This is a genomic window from Nonomuraea sp. NPDC051298 (assembly GCF_055586305.1).
On the sequence record NZ_JBVJIM010000033.1, the window covers coordinates 40,287 to 57,269 of the forward strand.

The window sequence follows — 16,983 nt, forward strand, 5'->3', positions numbered from 1 at the left end:
CAGCGGGCTTGTCCGACGCCAGGAGGGCGTCCCAGGTGGGTGCGGACTCCCGCACGGAAGGGGTGGCGGGGAGGACGTGGCGGGTCACTGGGCACCCTCCTGGGCCGCCTTAGCCGTCACGGTCGCGGCCTCCAGGCCAGCGGACAGCGCCTCAAGATCGGCGATGCACTCGCGGACAGCGGACACGGTCAGGGAGCCTCGAAGGCGCTCCAACACCACCGCCCGCAGCACCGCAGGATGGTCCTCCGGCAACTGATGGAGAGCCGCTTGTAGGGCGTAGAGGGTCACGACCGGCCCTCCTGTCGCTCTGCCTGAGCGGTCTCAGCATGCGCAAGGCGGTATTTGGCGTACTCCGCGAAATATCGGTGTCGCAGCATGTTGTCGGCCGGGCGGAAGACCTTCCAGTTGCGTTCGCGCTGCTCCAGGCGACGGAGTCGCGCCCTCTCCGTGAGGCGTAGCCTGACGTGCACCAAGAAGGTCAGGCGCGCCGCCCACACCGTCCTGGTCGCGTGAGAAACCGGCTCCTGCGGAAGCCATCGATCCTGGACATCGAAGTGCCCCGGCCCGACAATTCCGTTCAGGTGAGACAGGGGAAGATCGAGCGCCTTGAAGGTGTCCGTACCGAGAGCGATCAACACTGCTCGCCATCGAGCACTGACAGCCTCGTGCGACAAGCCCGGAACGGTGATCTCGCCTTTCACATCCCGCACCACAACGGTGCGGAACTCCCCGTCAGTGAGTGCGAGGAGCCGCCCAGTGTCAGCGTCCAGCGGAGCTACTTCGGGCAGCCTGTGTTTGGTGCGCAGCTTTGCCACTGCCTCGCTGTACTCGGCGAGATGGGCGTTCCTGAGCTGCTCCAGGGCGTCGGCTTCGGCTCCCTTCACGCTGAACGCCCGCATGTGCAACTTCTTGGTCGAGCGAGCCTCTGGGAGGCGGGCACGAATAGCCAGAAGTGTCTCTCTCGCCCGCTGCGTGATGTCCGCATCGGAACCGTGCTTCGCGCTGCGTGCCCACCAAGAGACTTGGTGAACGCCCTCAACGTGCAAAAGGCACTCGACCCACTCGCTGCACATCTCCGGCTGACGGAGCCACGCGCCAACGCCTGGCGGCACGCGCCGTTGAGCAGCCTCAGCGACGACAACCTTGCTGAAAGCGTCGAAGTCGTCGCCGAAGCGCCGCTCCAGTTCGGACGGCGTGATCTTGCTGGGGAGGTTGGATACGTCCGCAAGTGTGCCGATGCTGCTCACTCGGCACCGCCCGTCTGAGCCTGAGCGGCCTCAGGGGTCTCCAGCGGGAAGCCGGCGGCCGGGCTGAACGGGACCGCGCCCACCACGGGCCAGTCCATGACGACGATCTCGCTCTCGTAGCCGCACGAACCCCAACGGTCGGCGGTCATCCAGCGGGCAGGCGAAGGGCCAGAAGGCCACAGGACGGCGATGAAGCGTCCGTCAGGGCTGCGCCGGACCGTCCCCAGCAGGTTCTCGGCGGGGGTGATCTCGCTCATGCCGCACCCCCGAAGAGGTGGTCGGCCAGGGCGAGCTTGAACTCCATCTCGGTGGCCGGGCGGATCGTCGGCTGCCTCTGCGCGTACTCGTCGGCGGCGCTGAGGGTCAGGAACAGATCGGCCGCCTCCTCCGCGTCCAGCAGCCCCGACGGGCGGTCCGAGCCAGGCAGAATCGGGGCGCGCTCTCCGTCCACCTCCACGACCCACTTGCCGTGTCCAGTGGAGCGGGGCAGCACGATGAGGTCCTCATCCATGAGCGCGTCCTCAAGGGCCTCGGCGTTGGCGAGCGGGCTGTCGTTCTCCGGATCCGCCGGATCGTCCTGCCACGCCGCGATGGCGCGGCTGAGCGCCTCACGGCGGAGCTGGTAGGGGCTCTTCGTCTCGGGGGTTTCGGTGCTCATGCTGCGTCCTTCGGGGAGTAGGGGCGCCGGTAGTCGGCGAACGGGATCACGTCGTCACTCACAGGGCAGAGCGCCAACGGAGTAGAGCGAGAGCGGGACACGTCCTCGGCGGGCAACATCTGGGCGAGGCCAGACCAGCCCGTGGACGAGCCGTGCGAGGCCCAACGGCGGCGGCAGCGGCGGCCCGTGTGGCGGGCGAACAGACTCACAGCTCCCTCACGCCCTCTCTGGCGTCCTGGGCGTCGTGAGCGGTGTTGAAGTTACGGATGTTGCTGTCCGGGTCCTTCGAGATGTCGTCGTGCCCGGGGAAAAGCTCCCCCCGCTGGTCGGCATGCGGCCTACGCTCCTCCGGCAGGTACGGGGCGAACGTTGGCGGCGGCAGTTCCGCCCGGGAGGCGATCTCTTGCATGGCCTGGTTCAGCTCGGCGATGTCGCGCTTGGCCTTCTCCTCGATCCCCCGAATCTCGGCCTCAACGAAGGCGCGCATCTTGGTCACCATCTCCGCGCTGTAGGTTCGGGCGGGAGAGGCGGGAGGCTGCTTTAGAGGCTGGTTGAACTGGGACACTGCGGTTCTCCTGTTGCTGAAGAGGTTCGGTTGGTGCCGTGCTCCGCTCCCCCTCGCGCGGGGAGGAGGTAGAGGAAGGTCAGGCGGGCGGGTTCTCGTCGAGCGGAAGCTCAGGCCAGCCGGGAGGGTCGAGCGGGAGGGAGCGTTGCGCCTGCATCTCCAGCCGGATCTTCGTGGCCTCGTAGAGCCTGTAGATCGGCTCGATCGCGTGCTCGAACACCTCGTAGGTGCCGTTCTTCTTCAACCAGAACAGGTGGCTGTAGTCCGCTGATGGACGCCCGTCCTGGCGAAGCACAGACCCCTGCCGCAGCACGCGAGTGAGTTCGCCCACGGCGACGTTGACGCCGAACCTCTGCCGCATCAGCACCCGCACATCAACCAGCGGGTACGTGGCCGGCTCCTTCAGCTCAGGCGCGGACCTGGCAGTGTCGAGCATCTGCCGGGCCTCTGCCTCGCGCGTCCGGATCGCGAAGTAGACGCGGGCTCGGGCCACAGCAGGCTTGGTGTCGTCGCCCGCCATCGCCGTCAGGTAGGCGGCGAACCGGGTCAGCCGGTAGTCGCATCTTTCCTGGTCACCTAGGTTCCCCGCATGGGCAATCTGGTTGACCTGCACAAACGCAGCCTCCGCGGAGGCGGCTCCGTGCACCAGGGCGAGCGACGTCTTCGCCTTCTTAACCACCGTCTCAAAGCGGGCCCACCGGCTGTACTCCATAAGCGGCTGGAGTTCACGGCCCAACCAGTACTCGCCGTCACCGTCTTCACGACGGATGGCGTCGAACGGGGATGATCCTTCGTCGGGTGTCCCGACCAGGGTCAACGACATTGCGATCTCCTCGTTGAAGGGATGGGAGGGGGTACGCCGCCCTGTGCTCGCCCCCGGTGGTCGAGCACAGGGCGGAAGATCTCCTAGGCGGTGAAGAGGGTGACGAGCACGATCACGGCCCAGACGAAAACGGCCATCACGACAACCGCGACGGCGGCGACGACCCCGAACCAGACGTTGAAGCAGCCGTCCGGCTCGCCATCGGGGCCTCTGCTGGGAGTAGGCATGATCACGGCTAGTCCACCCTCGCGACCAGCGAGACGGGCGTCTTCACGTCCAGCGGCCGGTCCGACTGGATGTAGTCGCCCGTCCAGGTGACGAGCGCCCCGTCCGTGGTGAAGAAGAAGACGCCCCCTTCGTTGCCGCCGTACGTGCCGTCGTCGCCAGCGGAGTCCACGACGTACTTCTCGCTGCAGGACGCGCAGGTGGAGTCGGCAAGGTCGTCCTGCGGCAGGAGTTGCGAGGAGACGGACGTCACCTTGCCCTTGATCGAGTAGTAGGCGATGACCTTCGCGTCCATGCTCAGCAGGTAGACGTAGGAGACCCGATCCGGGTCGTTGCTGCGCTTCAGGTACTCGGCGAGGTTCGCTCGGTCGAGGGGGTGTGTGAGGGCGCTGGACGGGAATGGGACGGCCTGCTCGTACTTCTTCTGCTGGTCGCTGCTGGCCTTCTGGGCGGCTTCCCGCTCCGGGTTGCCCGTGCACGCGGTGAGGGCAAGGACAGCGACTGTGGCGGTGGCGATGAGCTTGGTTCTCACGGCGTATCTCCTGAGGGGTTAGTTGCAGACGGGGGTGTCGTCGCCGAGCAGCTCGGGCAGGCTGCGGTCCTTGAACAGGGCGCGGTTGGCCTTGGCGGAGTCGGCGTTGTACTGGGCGACCTGGTCGGCTCGGAACTGCGTAAGCCCGGTCAGCTCGGTGTCCAAGCGGTCACGCTTCGGCGCAGCCTGGAACTGGTCGGACTTGTCACCGTCCGGGTGCCGCTTGTCGTACGCCTTGATCTCGGCTTCCTTCGCCGCGATCTTCTTGTCCGTCGCGGCCACGGCAGCGCACAGGTCGTGGAAGTGCTCGTACTGGTAGAGGACGTTGTCCGGGTTGCCGACGCGCTCCCGGACACCGGTAGCGGTCCGGACGGGCTGGGTCAGCCAGCCAATCAAGACGACGGTCAGCCAGACGGCCAGAGCACCGCCGACGATGGCGAAGAACCACTTCACGGGGATCATCCCTTTCAGGGACTGTCGAGGTCAGACGGGGAGCCGTGCTCGAACTCGGCACGGCGGCGGGCAAGGTCCCGCTTCTGCAGAGCAAGATCCGTAGGGCAGATGCCGCACCGGTCCGGGTACAGGTGAGCGCGAGACTCACACGACGGCTCGTCAGGGCGGCACGTGTGTGAGGCCGGCAACGTCTCCCGACACCAGTTGCAGAACTCCATGCCGAGCACCGACGCGATTAGCTCCGGGTCGAAGTCGCGAGGTGTCCCGCACGCCAGGCAGGCCACCTCATCGCCGACGTAGCGGTGAGGCCCTTCGACTCCGCAGGTGGTGCAGTCGTAGATGAACTCGACGAGGGCGGCCATCACGCCACCTCCTCCACGTAGAAGGGCGTGGAGCCACACCCGCACGTGAACGGGCCCTCGATCGGGGCAGACCAGCCGGGACACTGGAGGTGCTTGTAGCGCTCCATCGCCTCGATGAAGGATCCGTCCTGCTGGATCAGCTCCCACACAGTGCAGGCGATGACCGGGATAGGCCGCTTGCCATCCAGGTGCGATGCCACCGGCGCGGGCCGGTGTCCGCCGGCGTGGTCGAGCAGCACCCAGCGCAGCCGCTTGTGCAGGACCGGGATCTCCCACGGCCGGGCGACGCCAGCGCGGACCTTCAGGCCGAGCCGCTCCGCCCTGGCGGGCTGCTTCTGGTCGATGAAGTCGTGATCCGCCCTACACGCCCAGAGGAGATTGCTGGCCAGGTTCGACCACCACTTTTCCGTGCCGCCCGCCCCTTTGCCCTCCCGATGCGCCGGATCCACACCCAGCGCCGCGCCGCCGCACACCAGGCCGACCTCACACAGGCCGCCGCTGCGCTCACGAATTACGGCCTTCGCGCCCTCAGGAACCAGCTCTGCCCTGCCCTGCTTCTTCGACTTGCTCCGCTTCATCGGCTTGCGCGGCTTCACCTCCCGCGCGGGTCGCGGGAACACCAGGTGCCAGCCGAGGTAGCACATCTCCACGTCGGTGGGCATCTGGTGTTCATGCCGGGCGGCCCGCTGAACCATGCGGTCCCAGTGGAGGCGTGCCGCCTCCTCGCTGGGGAAGGTGGCCTTGTGGCAGCAGGTCGGCTCCCTCGTGCGCACGCTCACAACTGCTCACCCGCCTCAAGGGCAGGCTGGACCAGGTCGGTGATGGACATCTCGCCGGACTGCCAGGCATTCCCGATCTGATCGCGACCCCCTGGCTTGCCCTTCTTCGCCGACTCGAAGGTGAGCATGAACGCGCCGGACGGCTGACCCTTGGTCACCTTGCGGACCTGAACAAGTTCGCCCGTCGTCTCGTTGGCGAGCTGGCCGTCCTCGTCGAGCAAGGCGAGCAGTTTCGCCTTGTACGCGGGACGGATCTTCTTTCCGACCAGGTCGGGGTGCAGTTTGCGGACGTAGGCGATGACGTCGGGCCGGGTAAACGCGGATGGGGAGACGGCGTGTTCGATCTCCTCCGGCTTGTTCGCCTCCACCCAAGCGAGCAGTGCGTCCTCATCGTCGGTGACGGTGTCCTGCCCGGCCTTGATGGAGATGGTCCCGACGACATCACCGTTCGGGAGCGCCACCTCAAGTTGTTTGACACCGGCGACGCGCATGGCGGCGAATCCTGGTTCAGCCTCCCGGCGGGCGTTCGCCAGTGCCTTGTTCACGCGTTTCGACAACTCGTCTAGGGCAGCGACACGCAGCGGCAGGTTAGGCGGCGTTGTCATGGTTCTCCTCGCCGGCCATCGCCTGCTTGAGCGCCTCAGCGAGGGCGGCGGCGGGATCCTCAGACTTCGTCAGCGGGTCGAGCTTCTCGATGAGCTGCTGCGCCTGAGCGTTCGTCAGCTCCTTCGTGGACGACACGGTCACGCCGGTCAGCGCGCCGATCGTCATCAGCCCTTCGTCCCGGCCGGCGACGCCGAGTGTGGCGAACTGTGCCGCCAGGCGGGACAGCAGAGCCTTGGTGACGAGTTGCTCGCCCGGGTCCTGCCACTTCTGTTCGCGCGGTTGCTGCTGCTGCCGTTCGGCTTCGCGGTTGCGCTTCTCCAGCGACGTGGCGATGCCCTTCTTGGCGTCCGCGGCGAACGCCGCCACCAGAGCCCTACCCCATGCCGACGTTTCGGCGTTCATCAGCTCTGAGTTGCGGGTGAAGTTCGTGGCACCAGGAAACGGCTCCCATGCGGTTCCGATGCCAGGCATGGAGTCGTCCGGTGTGCGGTAGAACGCGGCTACGTAGACGATGAACGTCTTTTCGCCGATGACCTCGATCTTGTACGGCTGCGCCGGGTCGAGCGGGCGCAGGATGCCCTCGGGATGCTTCTTACGGGCCTCGACGATCCTGGCCGCGACCTCGTTGTACTCAGGGCTGATACCGCCCATCAGTGCTCGTCTCCCTCGTCGTTGGGGGTGTCGTCGTAGTCGCCTCGATCGGCGAACGAGTCAGGTTCGTGGGCCCGGGTCCAGTGGCCCACGGTCGGCTTCGAGTCCTCCGCCGCCGGCCCGTTGCCGCTGACCGCCCCCGTCAGGAAGGCGATCAGCCACTCCGTGACGACCGGCGAGTAGTGGCGCATGTGCTCGACCTCATGGGCGGCCTTCTCCGCGCTCGGCCACGCCCCGTGGAGCGCTTTGAAGGAGCCGTCCGGCTCGTACCGGTAGGCGGCGAACGTGGTGTGCCGGTGGCCCTTGCGGCGGTAGGCGACGACCAGGTCGACCGCTCCCCCGCAGCGTTTCCGCTGTTCGACCACCGAGTAGGTGCCGTTCGGCCGAGTCAGGGTGTAGGCCGTCATGACGCCGCCTCAGCCTTCGGAGCGGCCTTCGCGGCGTCGTACTGCTGGATCCCCCACACGATCGCGTGGCAGCACCAGAGGAACGACCAGTCGTAGTCGTGGAGGTCCCACTCCCACGCGTCCTCGAAGGTGACACCCTCGTGTTCGAACTGCTGGATGGCCTCGCGCGCCTCGTCCTCGAAGTGGATGCCGTCGAAGATGTCCCGCTGAACGGCCAGGAACAGGCCGGGAGGACGCTCCTCCAAGTCGCTGATGTCCCGAAGGACCTGGGCCTTCGCGAACTTCTCCGAGTACGACATGCAGGCCCGTCTGCCGCCCTCGGTCTTCTCCGACCAGTAGTGCGGGTTGATCCGGCCCTTGTCGCTGCGGAAGAACTCGAACATGTCCGTGATCCGCGCGAACATGTAGCCGTCCACGTCGCCACGGATGGCGAGGCTGCCCGGCCAGGTGACGATGTCGAACCAGTAGAAGCTGGTCCCTGGCTTCTGGAAGCGCAGGTGGCGGTACGGGCCGTCATCGTGCAGGACGGTCATTTTGTGCTTGGCGGTCTCATTGGCGAACCGCTCGGCCATCTCTTGCTCGCGGCGCCTACGCATGTGCCGCTCCCGCCTTCTCAGCGAGACGGGCAGCCTCCGCCATCAGGGCAAACACATGCGAGTTCGCGGGCGGGCTGACGTATGACTTGGCGTCCTCGCTCAACGGACCGTCGTGCCAGTCGCCGATCACCGCGATCAGGTCCTCAGCGTCCAGATGGCCCGAAGCGGCGCCACCCCGAATCACGCTCGCCAGAGCACGCCCGGCCTGTAGAAGCTCTTCGTCGCCTGGCTCCAGCCAGTGCGGAAGCCGCCCTTGAAGCAGCTCCCAGTGGTCGGCGCCCTTGCCTATAGCCACCGCCATGGAGCCCAGGGCGCACACCTCGCCGTGCTGGGAGTCGTAGTCTCCGAACGACCGGCCACGCGCCTGCATGATGGTGATGGCGTCGGCGATGATCTCAGCCGGTTTGAGCGGTGTCCTCACTGCTCCCGCTGCGCGCTCCCCGAGTTCCAGAGAGTTCATCTCCGCTTCAGCGGTTATCGTGTCCATGACTGCCTGCTCCTGTCTGATCAGTCGTCGTCTTGAGCGGGTGGTTCATCGCGAGGTCAGCCCTGGACGGCTGGCCTCGCGGCATTCCTGGGGCTACTTGGCGCGCGGTGCGGCACCCTCGCGGTAGGCGCGGGTCCGCTCCTTCGGGGTGCGGGCGTTCCGCTCCTCCGCCTGGCGGCGCTTCTCGGCGCGGACGGTCTGCATGTAGCCCTTGCCGTGCTTGCCGTTCCAGCGGTACATGGGGGACCCCCTTAGGTCAGGTCTGGGGCTTACGGCTCGCGTTCTCCTGCCGCACCTCATCGGCGATCTCTTCGGCCAGGAGGGCGGCCAGCTCGATCAGGTCGGGTTCCCGCTTTCCGCTGTGCGGCTGGCGGGGAGTGAACGGCACCACGCGGGCGACCAGCGGCCTCATGACGCGCCACCAGTAGTGCGCCCGGACTCGGCGGCGAGGTAGTCGATGCATTCGTTCATCCCGGCCTCGTAGCCGAGGGCGGCCTGCACCTCTTTGCGGATCCGGTTGCCCTGGCGAGACCAGGCGCGCGGCATCCGAAACGAATCCGACCCAGGGTTCTCGGCCCGCTGGCGCTCGATCTCGGCCTTCACACGCTCGTACGGAACGCCGATGAGCAGGGCCATAGCTTCCGCCGACACCATCGGCTCGCCGTTGACGTTCGAGTAGAGGGGCTTGTCGGTCATCAGGAGTACGCCTCCTCGAACAGCCCGGCGTGCTCGTCCCGGGCATACTCGCCGGAGTAGTAGACGTCCCAGACCTCCTCGAACAGGCGAAGGTCCTTGCGGGTCCACGCGTACGTCTCACGAACGGAGCCGGAGGCGGTGTCCTCCGCACGCTTGTCCGGCAGCGTCCGCCCTTCGGCCTGCGCGACCTTCACCAAGCGGCGGCCGAACCAGGACTGCGCCGACTTGATCTGAGCCTGAGTGAGACCCTTCTCCTTCAGGAAGTCGGGCACGTACAGCGGCATCGCGGCGTGGTCCACCTCTGGCTCCTCGCCGAGGCCGATCGCGGTCTGGACGCGGATCTTCAGCCGCAGCCAGTCCGCATCGAGATAGCCGTCGCCAGCCTTGAGCATCTCGATCCGGGCCTTGGCGAGCTCGACACGGTCGATTGCCTCAGAGCGCTGCTCGTGGGTGGCGACCTCCTCCAGGTTGAGGAGGTAGGCGCGGACGTCCCTGGCCACCGTGGAGTCTTCGAGGAGTTGGCCGACGTTGAGGATGGCCTTGCGGGTGAAGAACGTGCCCGACCGCGACATAGAGTTTGTGATCTTCAGCGCGACGGTCGCAAATTCGCGATACGCCTCACCCTTGAGGACCTGCATGCCGTTCGCCTCAAGCTCGCGGCGGTTCCGCCGGATCAGGCTCTCGATCGTGCCGACGCCCACCTCGTAGTACGCGGCGACGCCCGGGATGTCGGCGTGGACGCTGTCAGGCAGCAGCGCCAACGCTTTAACCTTGTTGAGCACGTCGACCCGGTCGGCGTACTGAGCACGCAAGGACGGGGACTCCGTGAGGGCAAGCTCGTTCACACTGGCCTCCCGATGCGGTTGGGCCGGGGTTTGGCGACCAGTCGGCGGACGTTGCTGCCGGGCTGGATCGCAGGCGCGGGCGCCTGAGGGGTGCGGCGCTGCCGGGACTGCTTGACTGGCTGCGGCTTGGGCGCAGGCGCGGCCTTCGGCTCGTTGTTTGGCCAGCGCTCGTGCTGCTGGTCGATCCATGCGACCATCTCTTCGGTGAACCGGTACTCGCCGAGCACCTTCCGGGAGGGCCAGCGGCCGAGGGAGGCCATGCGGGCGATGGCTCGTCGCTCGCGGCCATAGCGTTCGGCGAGGTCGCGAGTGGTGTAGAGCTTCTCCATGGCGCTCATTTCGGCCTCTCCGTTCTGCAGGAGATGCACGTGGTGCGGTGGTCCTCGTTGCCCCTGCCGCACTTGGGGTTGGGGCACTTCCACAAGGGCTTCCGTGGCGGGTATGGGCTCATCGAGCTGGTCACTGTGCGACCGCTCGGGTGTTGGTGATCAGGAGTTCTTCGCGCTGGACGTTGAGAACGCGAGCGATGGCGTCGAGCAGGGTGGGGCTGGGCTGGGCGTGGCCCAGTTCAATGTTCCGGATGGTGTCCGGGTGACGCTGTACGTCTTCGCGCTCGGCGAGTGCCTTGACCAGCTCGTTCGTCGTGAGGTCCGCAGCCTCACGGAGGGCGCGAATCTTTTTTCCGTCGACTTTGGTGACCTGCATGCTCCGCAGATTAGTACAGATCTGTATGCAGAGTCTAGGGAGTGTTGGAGAAATCTGTACAGATCTGAGATGCAGCTCTGTACAGACCTGCTTGACAGGTTGGCCTTACCATCGGTAGACCTGTACAGGTCTGTAGTCCATGATGAGGGACCGTGAGCCCAGCACCACTTCCCCACGAGCGACTAGACGCCACCATGGACGAGCGGCGTCAGGCTCTCGGTATGACTTGGGCCGAAGTCGCCACCGAAGCAGACATCACAGTCGAGACTCTGCGCGCCGTCAGGCGCGGTAGAAACGACCCCAGCAGTCTCACCAAGCGCGGGCTTGACCGCGCCCTCCGGTGGGAGCCCGGCAGCGTGCAACGCGTGCTGTCCGGAAGCCAGCCGCGTCCCATCGACAGCCTCCCGGCTCCAGCCATCGAGATGCACGGCACCGTCAAGAAGGACGTGGGCGACGAAGAACACGAGTCGCCGATCACGGCTCACCTTGAGGCGCTTCTGGCGCAGGCTCAGCAGCGGACCGAAGAGAAGCTTGCTGAGCTGACCAGGAAATTCGACGAGGAACGCGCGATTCTGTCCCAGAAGGTCGACGAACAGCGCGAGATGATCCAGCAGCTTTTGGATGAGCGCAGAGGCGCGTAGCGCAAGGGCCCGCCATAGTTAGGCCGCCCCTATTTAGGACACCCTAAGATAACGGATTGATTTCACGGGGCCATAAGGTCTGTTCATACACGCCCAAAAAGCGTCTTATGTAGACCCGGCAGTCCCAAGGCGAGGGATCTGAACCGCACATCTCCAGCAGCACCAGGAGGCGTCCGGAATGGCATCCCCTAACAGCACCCCAGCTCAAACGCACCACGAAGGGAACAACAGCACGCCCAGCAAAAGAATGATCGCAAACGCGATCCGTTACGCCCGCGCAGAACTCAAGATCCGCGTTGTCATGCGGCAGCTCCTCAAGGAACTCGACCGGCACGCCGAGATCGAAGAAGGGTCCGCCGTACCGCCGCCAGCGTTCCGCACGGCGTTGCGCAGGCCCATCGGATCGCGCCGCAAGGTCATCGCCGTGATGATCGACGGCAAGCAGGTGCGACTCCTGCTCAACCCCCAAGGAAAGACCGACCCCGACCGCGAACAGTGGCTGTGGGACTACGTCCGCGCCCGCGTCCGCCAGGAGACGCCATGAACCGTGACGTGAGACCTCTGCCCGAGCGGGAGGAACTACCGACCGAGATCGCCGCCATGGCGATCCCTCACGACAACGAGGACCACCCGCTGGTGATCCTCAACTCCAGCGAAGAGGACGCCGCGCTCACCTACCGAGACTTCCGGCTCGGCGTCCTCATCCCGATGGTGACAGGTTGGGCCGTGGAACGGTCCCTTCGTGCGGCGCGGGACCACAAACTTGCCGCCGTTGCTGTGACGAGTTCGATCAGCGCCACACTCCTCGTCACCGGTTTACACGCCGTCCTGGACGGCGACCCCAGCCCTGTCGCCCAACCGGCCCCCGCCGTGGCCACCGTCACCGTGGCGGCGCCACCCACCTCCGCACCCCGTCCATCAGACACTTCCGAGCACAGCAACCCACCCGCCGAAACCCCCCGAGCGACCCACCCACCTGCCCGGCCGGTCGACTTCCGGGAAGTACGGGAAGCGGCACCGCCGCAACCGCGGCGGACACCCCCGCGTGCGGAGTCGTCCCGGCCGCCGGAACGACGTACCTCACCGCGACCCGAGCCCACCACCAGCTCCCCGCCGGAAGACCCAGGCGGCGACGCTGTCTCGGCACCACCCCCGCAAACCGCCGCGCCCAAGGAAGGGCCACCGGACGATCCCCCCACAACGAGCCCCACGGCCGCGACACCGCCACCACCACCAACCCCCGACCCCGGCGATGCGGTGCCAGCGAGAAACTGCGCCATCCGCGTGGATCTGGACCCGCTCATCGACGTTTGCGTGCTTTCCTAGTTGAACCCCTGCACCCCGGCTCCCAACCCTCACACTTCAGGAGGCCGCCTATGGGCTGGTCTGAGAAACGCGGCAAGTTCTGGCGGGCCCGTTGGCGCGACCCCGCAGGCAAGCTGCAGAGCCTGTCCGGGTTCCTCACCGAGAAGGCCGCGGACAAGTACTGGCAGCGGCAAGAGGCCGACATCGACGCCAACCGCTACGTCGATCCGAAGGCCGGCCAGATCCTTTTCGAGGACTGGGTGAACACCTGGTATCCGACGCTCGATCTTGAGCGGACGACGTTGGAGAACTACCGCTACCACCTCGAAACCTGGGCGCTGCCCGGCTTCGAAGGCCGCTCCTTGGCGGCGATCGCGAGCACGCCGGAAGAGGTCGACGCGTGGGAACTCGCCGTTGCGGCCGAGACGTCGAAGCGGACCGCCAAGGATGCCCGCTCAACCCTGGCCACCTGTTTGCAGGCGGCGATCCCGCACCGCATCCAGATCAACCCGGCCATCAGGAAGCGGGCCACCGGGAAGAAGGCCACCCGCCGCATCGCGCGCAAGCAAACCCGCCGCAAGGCGTGGGCGACCCCGCTGGAAGCCTTCCTCGTCGCCGAGCGGGCCGCCGTCCTGAGCGGGCGGGATGACGAGTTCGTCAAGCTCATCACAAAGGCGTACACGGGCGCTCGCTGGTCGGAGATCCTCGGCCTCGATCCCGGCCTGCTCCATGAGGGGAGCTGGGATCTCGACTGGAAGCTGTACGAGCTGAACGGCCGCTTCTACCGGCAGTACCCGAAAGACGGATCCATCCGGACGATCGACACCCCGCCTTTCCTGGACACGCTCGTCGGAAAGCACCTGGAGCGGATGGGGTCAACCAGGTGCGCGTGCGACCCGGAGACAGAGGAGCCGTTCTGCGCCGGCGGCGCCTTCACGTTCCTCGGCCCAGGCCGCACGCACGCACGCCGGTCGGACTTCTCGCGGCGGGTGTTCCGCCCAGCGGCAGACGGCCGGATCCCGGCACAGGGAGGCCAGCGGCCCCGCCCCGCAACCCCGGTACTCGCCGATGTGTCCACAACCTGGCCTGGGATCGCGGCGCCGGCCAAACACACGGACGGGGTGTTTGAGGTGCCGTCGCGGGGCGTGCTGCGCAGACCGGAGCGGCTGCCAGTGAACAGCCGGTCGAAGCGGGACGCGCTCATCCTGTACGCGGTCGATCGCGGGATGACGCTCGATGCGGCCGAGGCACTCACGCGGGAGCAGCTCCTTGACCGGTTCGTACGCGCCTCCTACCTTCCCGAAGATCCGGTGTGGGGTGCCATGTGGCTGCCGGTCAAACTCGGCCTGACCCCGCACGGTCTGCGCCGGAGTCACGAAACGTGGATGGCCGAGGACCGGATCGCCGACGTTCTCCGCGACGACCGGATGGGGCACGTCGGCGAGGACGACGACCCGGAGACCAAGCGCAGCATGCGGGATCGCTACACGGAGATATCCGACATGATGCGCGGCGAACTTGTGGACTCCCTCCAGAAGCGCTGGGAGCAATCACTCGTGGAGAGGGTGGCTCTTGAAGCGGTCTGGTTCCGCGACAGCGGGCAGACGCCGCGGTCTCCGGCGGGGATCGTGAACGAGGTCTTGGAACCGTACCGGGCTGAGAGCGTCAGCGGGATCGTACGACCGGCTCGGCGTCTGCGCGCTGCCCCTCACGGGCGGCGGCGGATCGCCTCCGCGGCGGGGTGAGCCGGGCTCACCTTTTCAAGGTCCACTCCCATTTCGCTCCCGCAATCGGACATTGATCTACCAAAAGAGGCCGTTTCCCGGCTGGGAAACGGCCTCTGACCTGTGGTGGAGATGAGGGGATTCGAACCCCTGACCCCTTCGATGCGAACGAAGTGCGCTACCGGACTGCGCTACATCCCCAAGGACTCGACCAGGTTAGCAAACTCCGGAGGGTCCTCGCGCCACCGATTCAGTCGCCCACTGCCCGCCTGGGCGGCTCGGCGTACTGATCGAACAGGACGTCCCGGTGGTGTGTCGTGAGATCGATGATCTCCGCCTCCGCCTCCGCCGCGGCCCGGCGCTGCTCACGTTGCCGCCGCAGGCGCTCAGCGCGCGCCTGGCGGCCGCGTTCGCGGCGTTCGCGGTCCACCTGTACGGCGATGCGGAGAAACGCCATGTACGCCAGCGTGATGACGACGGACGGCGCCACCCCCCACCACGGGATCATCTTCACAGCGGCCGTCACGATCGAGGCCAGCACCAGCAGGGCGGTGAAGAAGAGCAGACGCCGGCGGCGGGCCACGATGATGGCGCGGCGGCGCAGCCGGAAGAGGCGGACGTCTACCTTCTCGACCTCGACGGGCGGTGTCCCGTCGTCCTCGTCGGTCTCCGGAGGAGGCGCCAGGTTGTCGAGATCGGGCAACTGGTGCTCGCCGGTGTAATACTCTTCGAGCTCCGCCAGTTCGGCGAGATTCGTCTTGTCCCTGCGCAACCACATGGGAATCAGGACGCAGAGCCACATCACGACGATGGCCAGGTAGAGGAGGACGCTGCTCACGACCACCTCCGGGCAGCACAAAGACGCAGTTGTGCTCGTCGCGCCTTGAATGTGCTCACGTCACGCACCGTAAGACCGCGTGTCACTAATTGACGAGCATTCGGTGCGGTGTGTCGCGAGATCGTCAAACCTCTTCGACAGATGGCCCCCCGTGAGCCGCAGACTCACGCGCGCGACGCCACTGCACGAGCAGGCCGGCGGGGATGTCCTCGACGGTCAGCGCGTAGCAAATGTGGTCGCGCCAGGCTCCGTCGATGTGGAGTTGGCGCCGCCGAATGCCTTCTTCCCTGAATCCCAGCTTCTCAACCACTCTACGGCTGGCCTGGTTCTCGGGGCGGATGTTCGCTTCCAGCCGATGCAATCCGGTGGTGAAAAAGCAATGATCAACGGCCATGGCGAGCGCGGTGGGGATGATCCCTTTGCCCGCCAGCGCCCCGTCCACCCAGTAGCCGACCTGGGCCGAACGGGCGGATCCCCACACGATCGCACCCACGGTGAGCTGCCCCGCGAAGCGCCCGCCATACGTCACCACCCACGGCAGCGCCAGCCCCTGCCTGGCCTCGCGCCGCAGGGTGCCGACCATGGAGACGTACGGGCCGAGCCCCGTCCTGAACAGCGGTGTCTCCGGGTTGCTCGGCTCCCAGGGACGCAGCCAGTCGGCGTTGCGCAGCCGCGTCTCGCGCCACACGCGCACGTCGCTCAGCCGCAGCGGCCGGAGGGCGACCGGGCCTTCGTTCAGAGTCGCCGGCCAGCCACGAAGTCGATCCACGTCTCTCATCATCCCCCTATCGGGCACGATGTCGCCACGGATCAGCGAGGACCGCTGCGATCGGCGTCCGGTGGCGTCGCTCAGCGCGGGTGATCGCCGCCCCGAATCTGGTCGACCGCATGCCGCAGAATGGGCGCGAGTACGGCGACGCCATCCCTTACGCCACCGGACGAGCCAGGCAAATTTATGATCAAGGAATTTCCTGCCTGCCCCGCCAGCCCGCGGGACAACACAGCGGTCGGTACCTTGTCCCGATTCGCCAGCCGAATGGCTTCGGCAATACCGGGAATTTCCCGAGAAATCACTCGGGCCGTCATCTCGGGGGTCAGGTCCAGGGGGGTCAGCCCCGTCCCTCCGGTGGTGACGATCACGTCGTAGCCGTCCGCCACCCCGTCACGAAGCGCGCCCTCCACCGCCTCGCCGTCAGGCACCACCACGGGGCCCGCCACCTCGCACCCGGCGTCCTGGCGCAGCAGGTCGGCCAGCAAGGGCCCGGATTTGTCGGCATAAATCCCGGCGGAAGCCCGGTTCGACACCGTGATCACCAACGCGCGCATCAGGCCCCGTCCCGCGTCCACCGCCCGGTCTTGCCGCCCAGCTTCTCCTCCACCCGGACCTCGGTGATCACCGCGGCCGGGTCGACCGCCTTGACCATGTCGATCAGGGCCAGCGCCGCCACCGAGACCGCGGTCAGCGCCTCCATCTCCACCCCGGTACGGTCGGCCGTCTTCACCCGGCACGTGATCGCCACGCCCCAGTCTTCGACGTCGAGCGTGACCTTCACCCCGTGCAACGCGATCGGATGGCAGAGCGGAATCAGGTCGGGCGTACGTTTCGCCCCCATGATGCCCGCGACCCGCGCCACCCCCAGCGCGTCGCCCTTGGGCACCTCACCCGACCGCAGCAGCGCCACCGCCTCGGCCGACAGCAGCACCCGCCCGGTCGCCGTGGCCGTACGCGCCGAGACCTCCTTGGCCGACACGTCGACCATGCGCGCGGCCCCGCTCTCGTCGATGTGGGTCAGCTCGCTCACAGCCGGATCGCCTCCACCGGTCCGTTCGCTCACAGC

At 66.8% G+C, this 16,983-nt stretch carries 29 protein-coding genes and 1 tRNA gene; 3 read left to right on the forward strand and 27 right to left on the reverse strand.

The window, feature by feature from the left end:
* Nucleotides 1–84 precede the first annotated feature (84 nt).
* The 22 genes from ACZ6S0_RS47690 to ACZ6S0_RS47795 all read right to left on the reverse strand — a co-directional run bounded on the left by ACZ6S0_RS47690 (nt 85) and on the right by ACZ6S0_RS47795 (nt 10,637).
* Entirely contained in the window at nt 85–288 is a 204-nt protein-coding gene (locus ACZ6S0_RS47690; protein ID WP_465926804.1) for a hypothetical protein, read from the reverse strand.
* The gene (locus tag ACZ6S0_RS47695; RefSeq protein WP_465926805.1) at nt 285–1,247 is read right to left on the reverse strand and encodes a hypothetical protein; all 963 of its coding nucleotides are present in this window, start codon (nt 1,245–1,247) and stop codon (nt 285–287) included. The genes ACZ6S0_RS47690 and ACZ6S0_RS47695 overlap by 4 nt, the downstream gene beginning before the upstream one ends.
* Nucleotides 1,244–1,504 carry a hypothetical protein gene (locus ACZ6S0_RS47700; protein ID WP_465926807.1) on the reverse strand — a complete coding sequence of 87 codons (261 nt, stop codon included), beginning with the start codon at nt 1,502–1,504 and terminating at the stop codon, nt 1,244–1,246. The genes ACZ6S0_RS47695 and ACZ6S0_RS47700 overlap by 4 nt, the downstream gene beginning before the upstream one ends.
* Complete coding sequence (locus ACZ6S0_RS47705) at nt 1,501–1,905, reverse strand: hypothetical protein (protein WP_465926809.1); 405 nt, start codon at nt 1,903–1,905, stop codon at nt 1,501–1,503. Before ACZ6S0_RS47705 ends, ACZ6S0_RS47700 begins: the two co-directional genes overlap by 4 nt.
* 205 nt (nt 1,906–2,110) lie before the next feature.
* The gene (locus ACZ6S0_RS47710) at nt 2,111–2,470 is read right to left on the reverse strand and encodes a hypothetical protein (protein ID WP_465926811.1); all 360 of its coding nucleotides are present in this window, start codon (nt 2,468–2,470) and stop codon (nt 2,111–2,113) included.
* Between the two features lie 79 nt (nt 2,471–2,549).
* Nucleotides 2,550–3,293, reverse strand: coding sequence for a hypothetical protein (locus tag ACZ6S0_RS47715; RefSeq protein ID WP_465926813.1), 744 nt, complete (start codon nt 3,291–3,293; stop codon nt 2,550–2,552).
* Between the two features lie 83 nt (nt 3,294–3,376).
* On the reverse strand, nt 3,377–3,526 hold the full coding sequence (locus tag ACZ6S0_RS47720; protein WP_465926815.1) for a hypothetical protein: 150 nt from the start codon (nt 3,524–3,526) through the stop codon (nt 3,377–3,379).
* Nucleotides 3,527–3,528: 2 nt separating this feature from the next.
* A complete protein-coding gene (locus ACZ6S0_RS47725) occupies nt 3,529–4,050 on the reverse strand; it encodes a hypothetical protein (RefSeq protein WP_465926817.1) in 522 nt (173 codons plus the stop codon).
* Nucleotides 4,051–4,068: 18 nt separating this feature from the next.
* Nucleotides 4,069–4,503, reverse strand: coding sequence for a hypothetical protein (locus ACZ6S0_RS47730; protein ID WP_465926819.1), 435 nt, complete (start codon nt 4,501–4,503; stop codon nt 4,069–4,071).
* A 14-nt stretch (nt 4,504–4,517) separates the two neighbouring features.
* Entirely contained in the window at nt 4,518–4,865 is a 348-nt protein-coding gene (locus tag ACZ6S0_RS47735) for a hypothetical protein (RefSeq protein WP_465926821.1), read from the reverse strand.
* Nucleotides 4,865–5,527, reverse strand: a complete 663-nt coding sequence (locus ACZ6S0_RS47740; RefSeq protein ID WP_465926823.1) for a hypothetical protein — start codon at nt 5,525–5,527, stop codon at nt 4,865–4,867. Before ACZ6S0_RS47740 ends, ACZ6S0_RS47735 begins: the two co-directional genes overlap by 1 nt.
* Nucleotides 5,528–5,640: 113 nt before the next feature.
* Entirely contained in the window at nt 5,641–6,249 is a 609-nt protein-coding gene (locus ACZ6S0_RS47745) for a hypothetical protein (protein WP_465926825.1), read from the reverse strand.
* Complete coding sequence (locus ACZ6S0_RS47750; protein WP_465926827.1) at nt 6,233–6,901, reverse strand: hypothetical protein; 669 nt, start codon at nt 6,899–6,901, stop codon at nt 6,233–6,235. Before ACZ6S0_RS47750 ends, ACZ6S0_RS47745 begins: the two co-directional genes overlap by 17 nt.
* Nucleotides 6,901–7,308: a hypothetical protein gene (locus ACZ6S0_RS47755; protein WP_465926829.1), complete on the reverse strand. Its 408-nt coding sequence runs from the start codon at nt 7,306–7,308 to the stop codon at nt 6,901–6,903. Before ACZ6S0_RS47755 ends, ACZ6S0_RS47750 begins: the two co-directional genes overlap by 1 nt.
* Complete coding sequence (locus ACZ6S0_RS47760; RefSeq protein WP_465926831.1) at nt 7,305–7,904, reverse strand: hypothetical protein; 600 nt, start codon at nt 7,902–7,904, stop codon at nt 7,305–7,307. The genes ACZ6S0_RS47755 and ACZ6S0_RS47760 overlap by 4 nt, the downstream gene beginning before the upstream one ends.
* A complete protein-coding gene (locus ACZ6S0_RS47765) occupies nt 7,897–8,391 on the reverse strand; it encodes a hypothetical protein (protein ID WP_465926833.1) in 495 nt (164 codons plus the stop codon). Before ACZ6S0_RS47765 ends, ACZ6S0_RS47760 begins: the two co-directional genes overlap by 8 nt.
* A gap of 93 nt (nt 8,392–8,484) precedes the next feature.
* Complete coding sequence (locus ACZ6S0_RS47770; RefSeq protein WP_465926835.1) at nt 8,485–8,631, reverse strand: hypothetical protein; 147 nt, start codon at nt 8,629–8,631, stop codon at nt 8,485–8,487.
* Nucleotides 8,632–8,647: 16 nt separating this feature from the next.
* Nucleotides 8,648–8,803 (reverse strand): hypothetical protein, encoded by a 156-nt coding sequence (locus ACZ6S0_RS47775; protein WP_465926837.1) that lies wholly within the window; start codon nt 8,801–8,803, stop codon nt 8,648–8,650.
* Nucleotides 8,800–9,087, reverse strand: a complete 288-nt coding sequence (locus ACZ6S0_RS47780) for a hypothetical protein (protein WP_465926839.1) — start codon at nt 9,085–9,087, stop codon at nt 8,800–8,802. The genes ACZ6S0_RS47775 and ACZ6S0_RS47780 overlap by 4 nt, the downstream gene beginning before the upstream one ends.
* Nucleotides 9,087–9,932: a hypothetical protein gene (locus ACZ6S0_RS47785; protein WP_465926841.1), complete on the reverse strand. Its 846-nt coding sequence runs from the start codon at nt 9,930–9,932 to the stop codon at nt 9,087–9,089. Before ACZ6S0_RS47785 ends, ACZ6S0_RS47780 begins: the two co-directional genes overlap by 1 nt.
* A complete protein-coding gene (locus ACZ6S0_RS47790; RefSeq protein ID WP_465926843.1) occupies nt 9,929–10,300 on the reverse strand; it encodes a helix-turn-helix domain-containing protein in 372 nt (123 codons plus the stop codon). Before ACZ6S0_RS47790 ends, ACZ6S0_RS47785 begins: the two co-directional genes overlap by 4 nt.
* Before the next feature lie 91 nt (nt 10,301–10,391).
* The gene (locus ACZ6S0_RS47795) at nt 10,392–10,637 is read right to left on the reverse strand and encodes a helix-turn-helix transcriptional regulator (protein WP_465926845.1); all 246 of its coding nucleotides are present in this window, start codon (nt 10,635–10,637) and stop codon (nt 10,392–10,394) included.
* Between the two features lie 194 nt (nt 10,638–10,831).
* Between ACZ6S0_RS47795 and ACZ6S0_RS47800 the strand changes: the two genes are divergently transcribed.
* The 3 genes from ACZ6S0_RS47800 to ACZ6S0_RS47810 all read left to right on the forward strand — a co-directional run bounded on the left by ACZ6S0_RS47800 (nt 10,832) and on the right by ACZ6S0_RS47810 (nt 14,328).
* Nucleotides 10,832–11,278, forward strand: coding sequence for a helix-turn-helix domain-containing protein (locus tag ACZ6S0_RS47800; protein WP_465926847.1), 447 nt, complete (start codon nt 10,832–10,834; stop codon nt 11,276–11,278).
* Nucleotides 11,279–11,579: 301 nt separating this feature from the next.
* On the forward strand, nt 11,580–11,822 hold the full coding sequence (locus ACZ6S0_RS47805; protein ID WP_465926849.1) for a hypothetical protein: 243 nt from the start codon (nt 11,580–11,582) through the stop codon (nt 11,820–11,822).
* An 832-nt stretch (nt 11,823–12,654) separates the two neighbouring features.
* A complete protein-coding gene (locus tag ACZ6S0_RS47810; RefSeq protein ID WP_465926851.1) occupies nt 12,655–14,328 on the forward strand; it encodes a hypothetical protein in 1,674 nt (557 codons plus the stop codon).
* A gap of 103 nt (nt 14,329–14,431) precedes the next feature.
* On the opposite strand, the gene ACZ6S0_RS47815 is transcribed toward ACZ6S0_RS47810, so the two are convergent.
* The 5 genes from ACZ6S0_RS47815 to moaC all read right to left on the reverse strand — a co-directional run bounded on the left by ACZ6S0_RS47815 (nt 14,432) and on the right by moaC (nt 16,905).
* Nucleotides 14,432–14,508, reverse strand: a tRNA-Ala gene (locus ACZ6S0_RS47815).
* Nucleotides 14,509–14,557: 49 nt separating this feature from the next.
* Complete coding sequence (sepX, locus tag ACZ6S0_RS47820) at nt 14,558–15,145, reverse strand: divisome protein SepX/GlpR (RefSeq protein WP_465926853.1); 588 nt, start codon at nt 15,143–15,145, stop codon at nt 14,558–14,560.
* Nucleotides 15,146–15,269: 124 nt separating this feature from the next.
* The gene (locus ACZ6S0_RS47825; protein WP_344880761.1) at nt 15,270–15,923 is read right to left on the reverse strand and encodes a GNAT family N-acetyltransferase; all 654 of its coding nucleotides are present in this window, start codon (nt 15,921–15,923) and stop codon (nt 15,270–15,272) included.
* Nucleotides 15,924–15,994: 71 nt separating this feature from the next.
* A complete protein-coding gene (locus ACZ6S0_RS47830) occupies nt 15,995–16,471 on the reverse strand; it encodes a MogA/MoaB family molybdenum cofactor biosynthesis protein (protein ID WP_465926855.1) in 477 nt (158 codons plus the stop codon).
* Complete coding sequence (gene moaC, locus ACZ6S0_RS47835; protein WP_425568626.1) at nt 16,471–16,905, reverse strand: cyclic pyranopterin monophosphate synthase MoaC; 435 nt, start codon at nt 16,903–16,905, stop codon at nt 16,471–16,473. The genes ACZ6S0_RS47830 and moaC overlap by 1 nt, the downstream gene beginning before the upstream one ends.
* Between the last annotated feature and the right edge of the window lie 78 nt (nt 16,906–16,983).

Coding starts and splice junctions, on each gene's coding strand:
- ACZ6S0_RS47700 (WP_465926807.1), bottom strand. CDS start 1,504: ATGAGCGAGATCACCCCCGCCGAGAACCTGCTGGGGACGGTCCGGCGC.
- ACZ6S0_RS47705 (WP_465926809.1), bottom strand. CDS start 1,905: ATGAGCACCGAAACCCCCGAGACGAAGAGCCCCTACCAGCTCCGCCGT.
- ACZ6S0_RS47715 (WP_465926813.1), bottom strand. CDS start 3,293: ATGTCGTTGACCCTGGTCGGGACACCCGACGAAGGATCATCCCCGTTC.
- ACZ6S0_RS47735 (WP_465926821.1), bottom strand. CDS start 4,865: ATGGCCGCCCTCGTCGAGTTCATCTACGACTGCACCACCTGCGGAGTC.
- ACZ6S0_RS47740 (WP_465926823.1), bottom strand. CDS start 5,527: ATGCCCACCGACGTGGAGATGTGCTACCTCGGCTGGCACCTGGTGTTC.
- ACZ6S0_RS47745 (WP_465926825.1), bottom strand. CDS start 6,249: ATGACAACGCCGCCTAACCTGCCGCTGCGTGTCGCTGCCCTAGACGAG.
- ACZ6S0_RS47750 (WP_465926827.1), bottom strand. CDS start 6,901: ATGGGCGGTATCAGCCCTGAGTACAACGAGGTCGCGGCCAGGATCGTC.
- ACZ6S0_RS47755 (WP_465926829.1), bottom strand. CDS start 7,308: ATGACGGCCTACACCCTGACTCGGCCGAACGGCACCTACTCGGTGGTC.
- ACZ6S0_RS47760 (WP_465926831.1), bottom strand. CDS start 7,904: ATGCGTAGGCGCCGCGAGCAAGAGATGGCCGAGCGGTTCGCCAATGAG.
- ACZ6S0_RS47765 (WP_465926833.1), bottom strand. CDS start 8,391: ATGGACACGATAACCGCTGAAGCGGAGATGAACTCTCTGGAACTCGGG.
- ACZ6S0_RS47770 (WP_465926835.1), bottom strand. CDS start 8,631: ATGTACCGCTGGAACGGCAAGCACGGCAAGGGCTACATGCAGACCGTC.
- ACZ6S0_RS47775 (WP_465926837.1), bottom strand. CDS start 8,803: ATGAGGCCGCTGGTCGCCCGCGTGGTGCCGTTCACTCCCCGCCAGCCG.
- ACZ6S0_RS47780 (WP_465926839.1), bottom strand. CDS start 9,087: ATGACCGACAAGCCCCTCTACTCGAACGTCAACGGCGAGCCGATGGTG.
- ACZ6S0_RS47795 (WP_465926845.1), bottom strand. CDS start 10,637: ATGCAGGTCACCAAAGTCGACGGAAAAAAGATTCGCGCCCTCCGTGAG.
- ACZ6S0_RS47800 (WP_465926847.1), top strand. CDS start 10,832: ATGGACGAGCGGCGTCAGGCTCTCGGTATGACTTGGGCCGAAGTCGCC.
- ACZ6S0_RS47805 (WP_465926849.1), top strand. CDS start 11,580: ATGCGGCAGCTCCTCAAGGAACTCGACCGGCACGCCGAGATCGAAGAA.
- ACZ6S0_RS47810 (WP_465926851.1), top strand. CDS start 12,655: ATGGGCTGGTCTGAGAAACGCGGCAAGTTCTGGCGGGCCCGTTGGCGC.
- ACZ6S0_RS47825 (WP_344880761.1), bottom strand. CDS start 15,923: ATGAGAGACGTGGATCGACTTCGTGGCTGGCCGGCGACTCTGAACGAA.
- ACZ6S0_RS47830 (WP_465926855.1), bottom strand. CDS start 16,471: ATGCGCGCGTTGGTGATCACGGTGTCGAACCGGGCTTCCGCCGGGATT.
- moaC (WP_425568626.1), bottom strand. CDS start 16,905: ATGGTCGACGTGTCGGCCAAGGAGGTCTCGGCGCGTACGGCCACGGCG.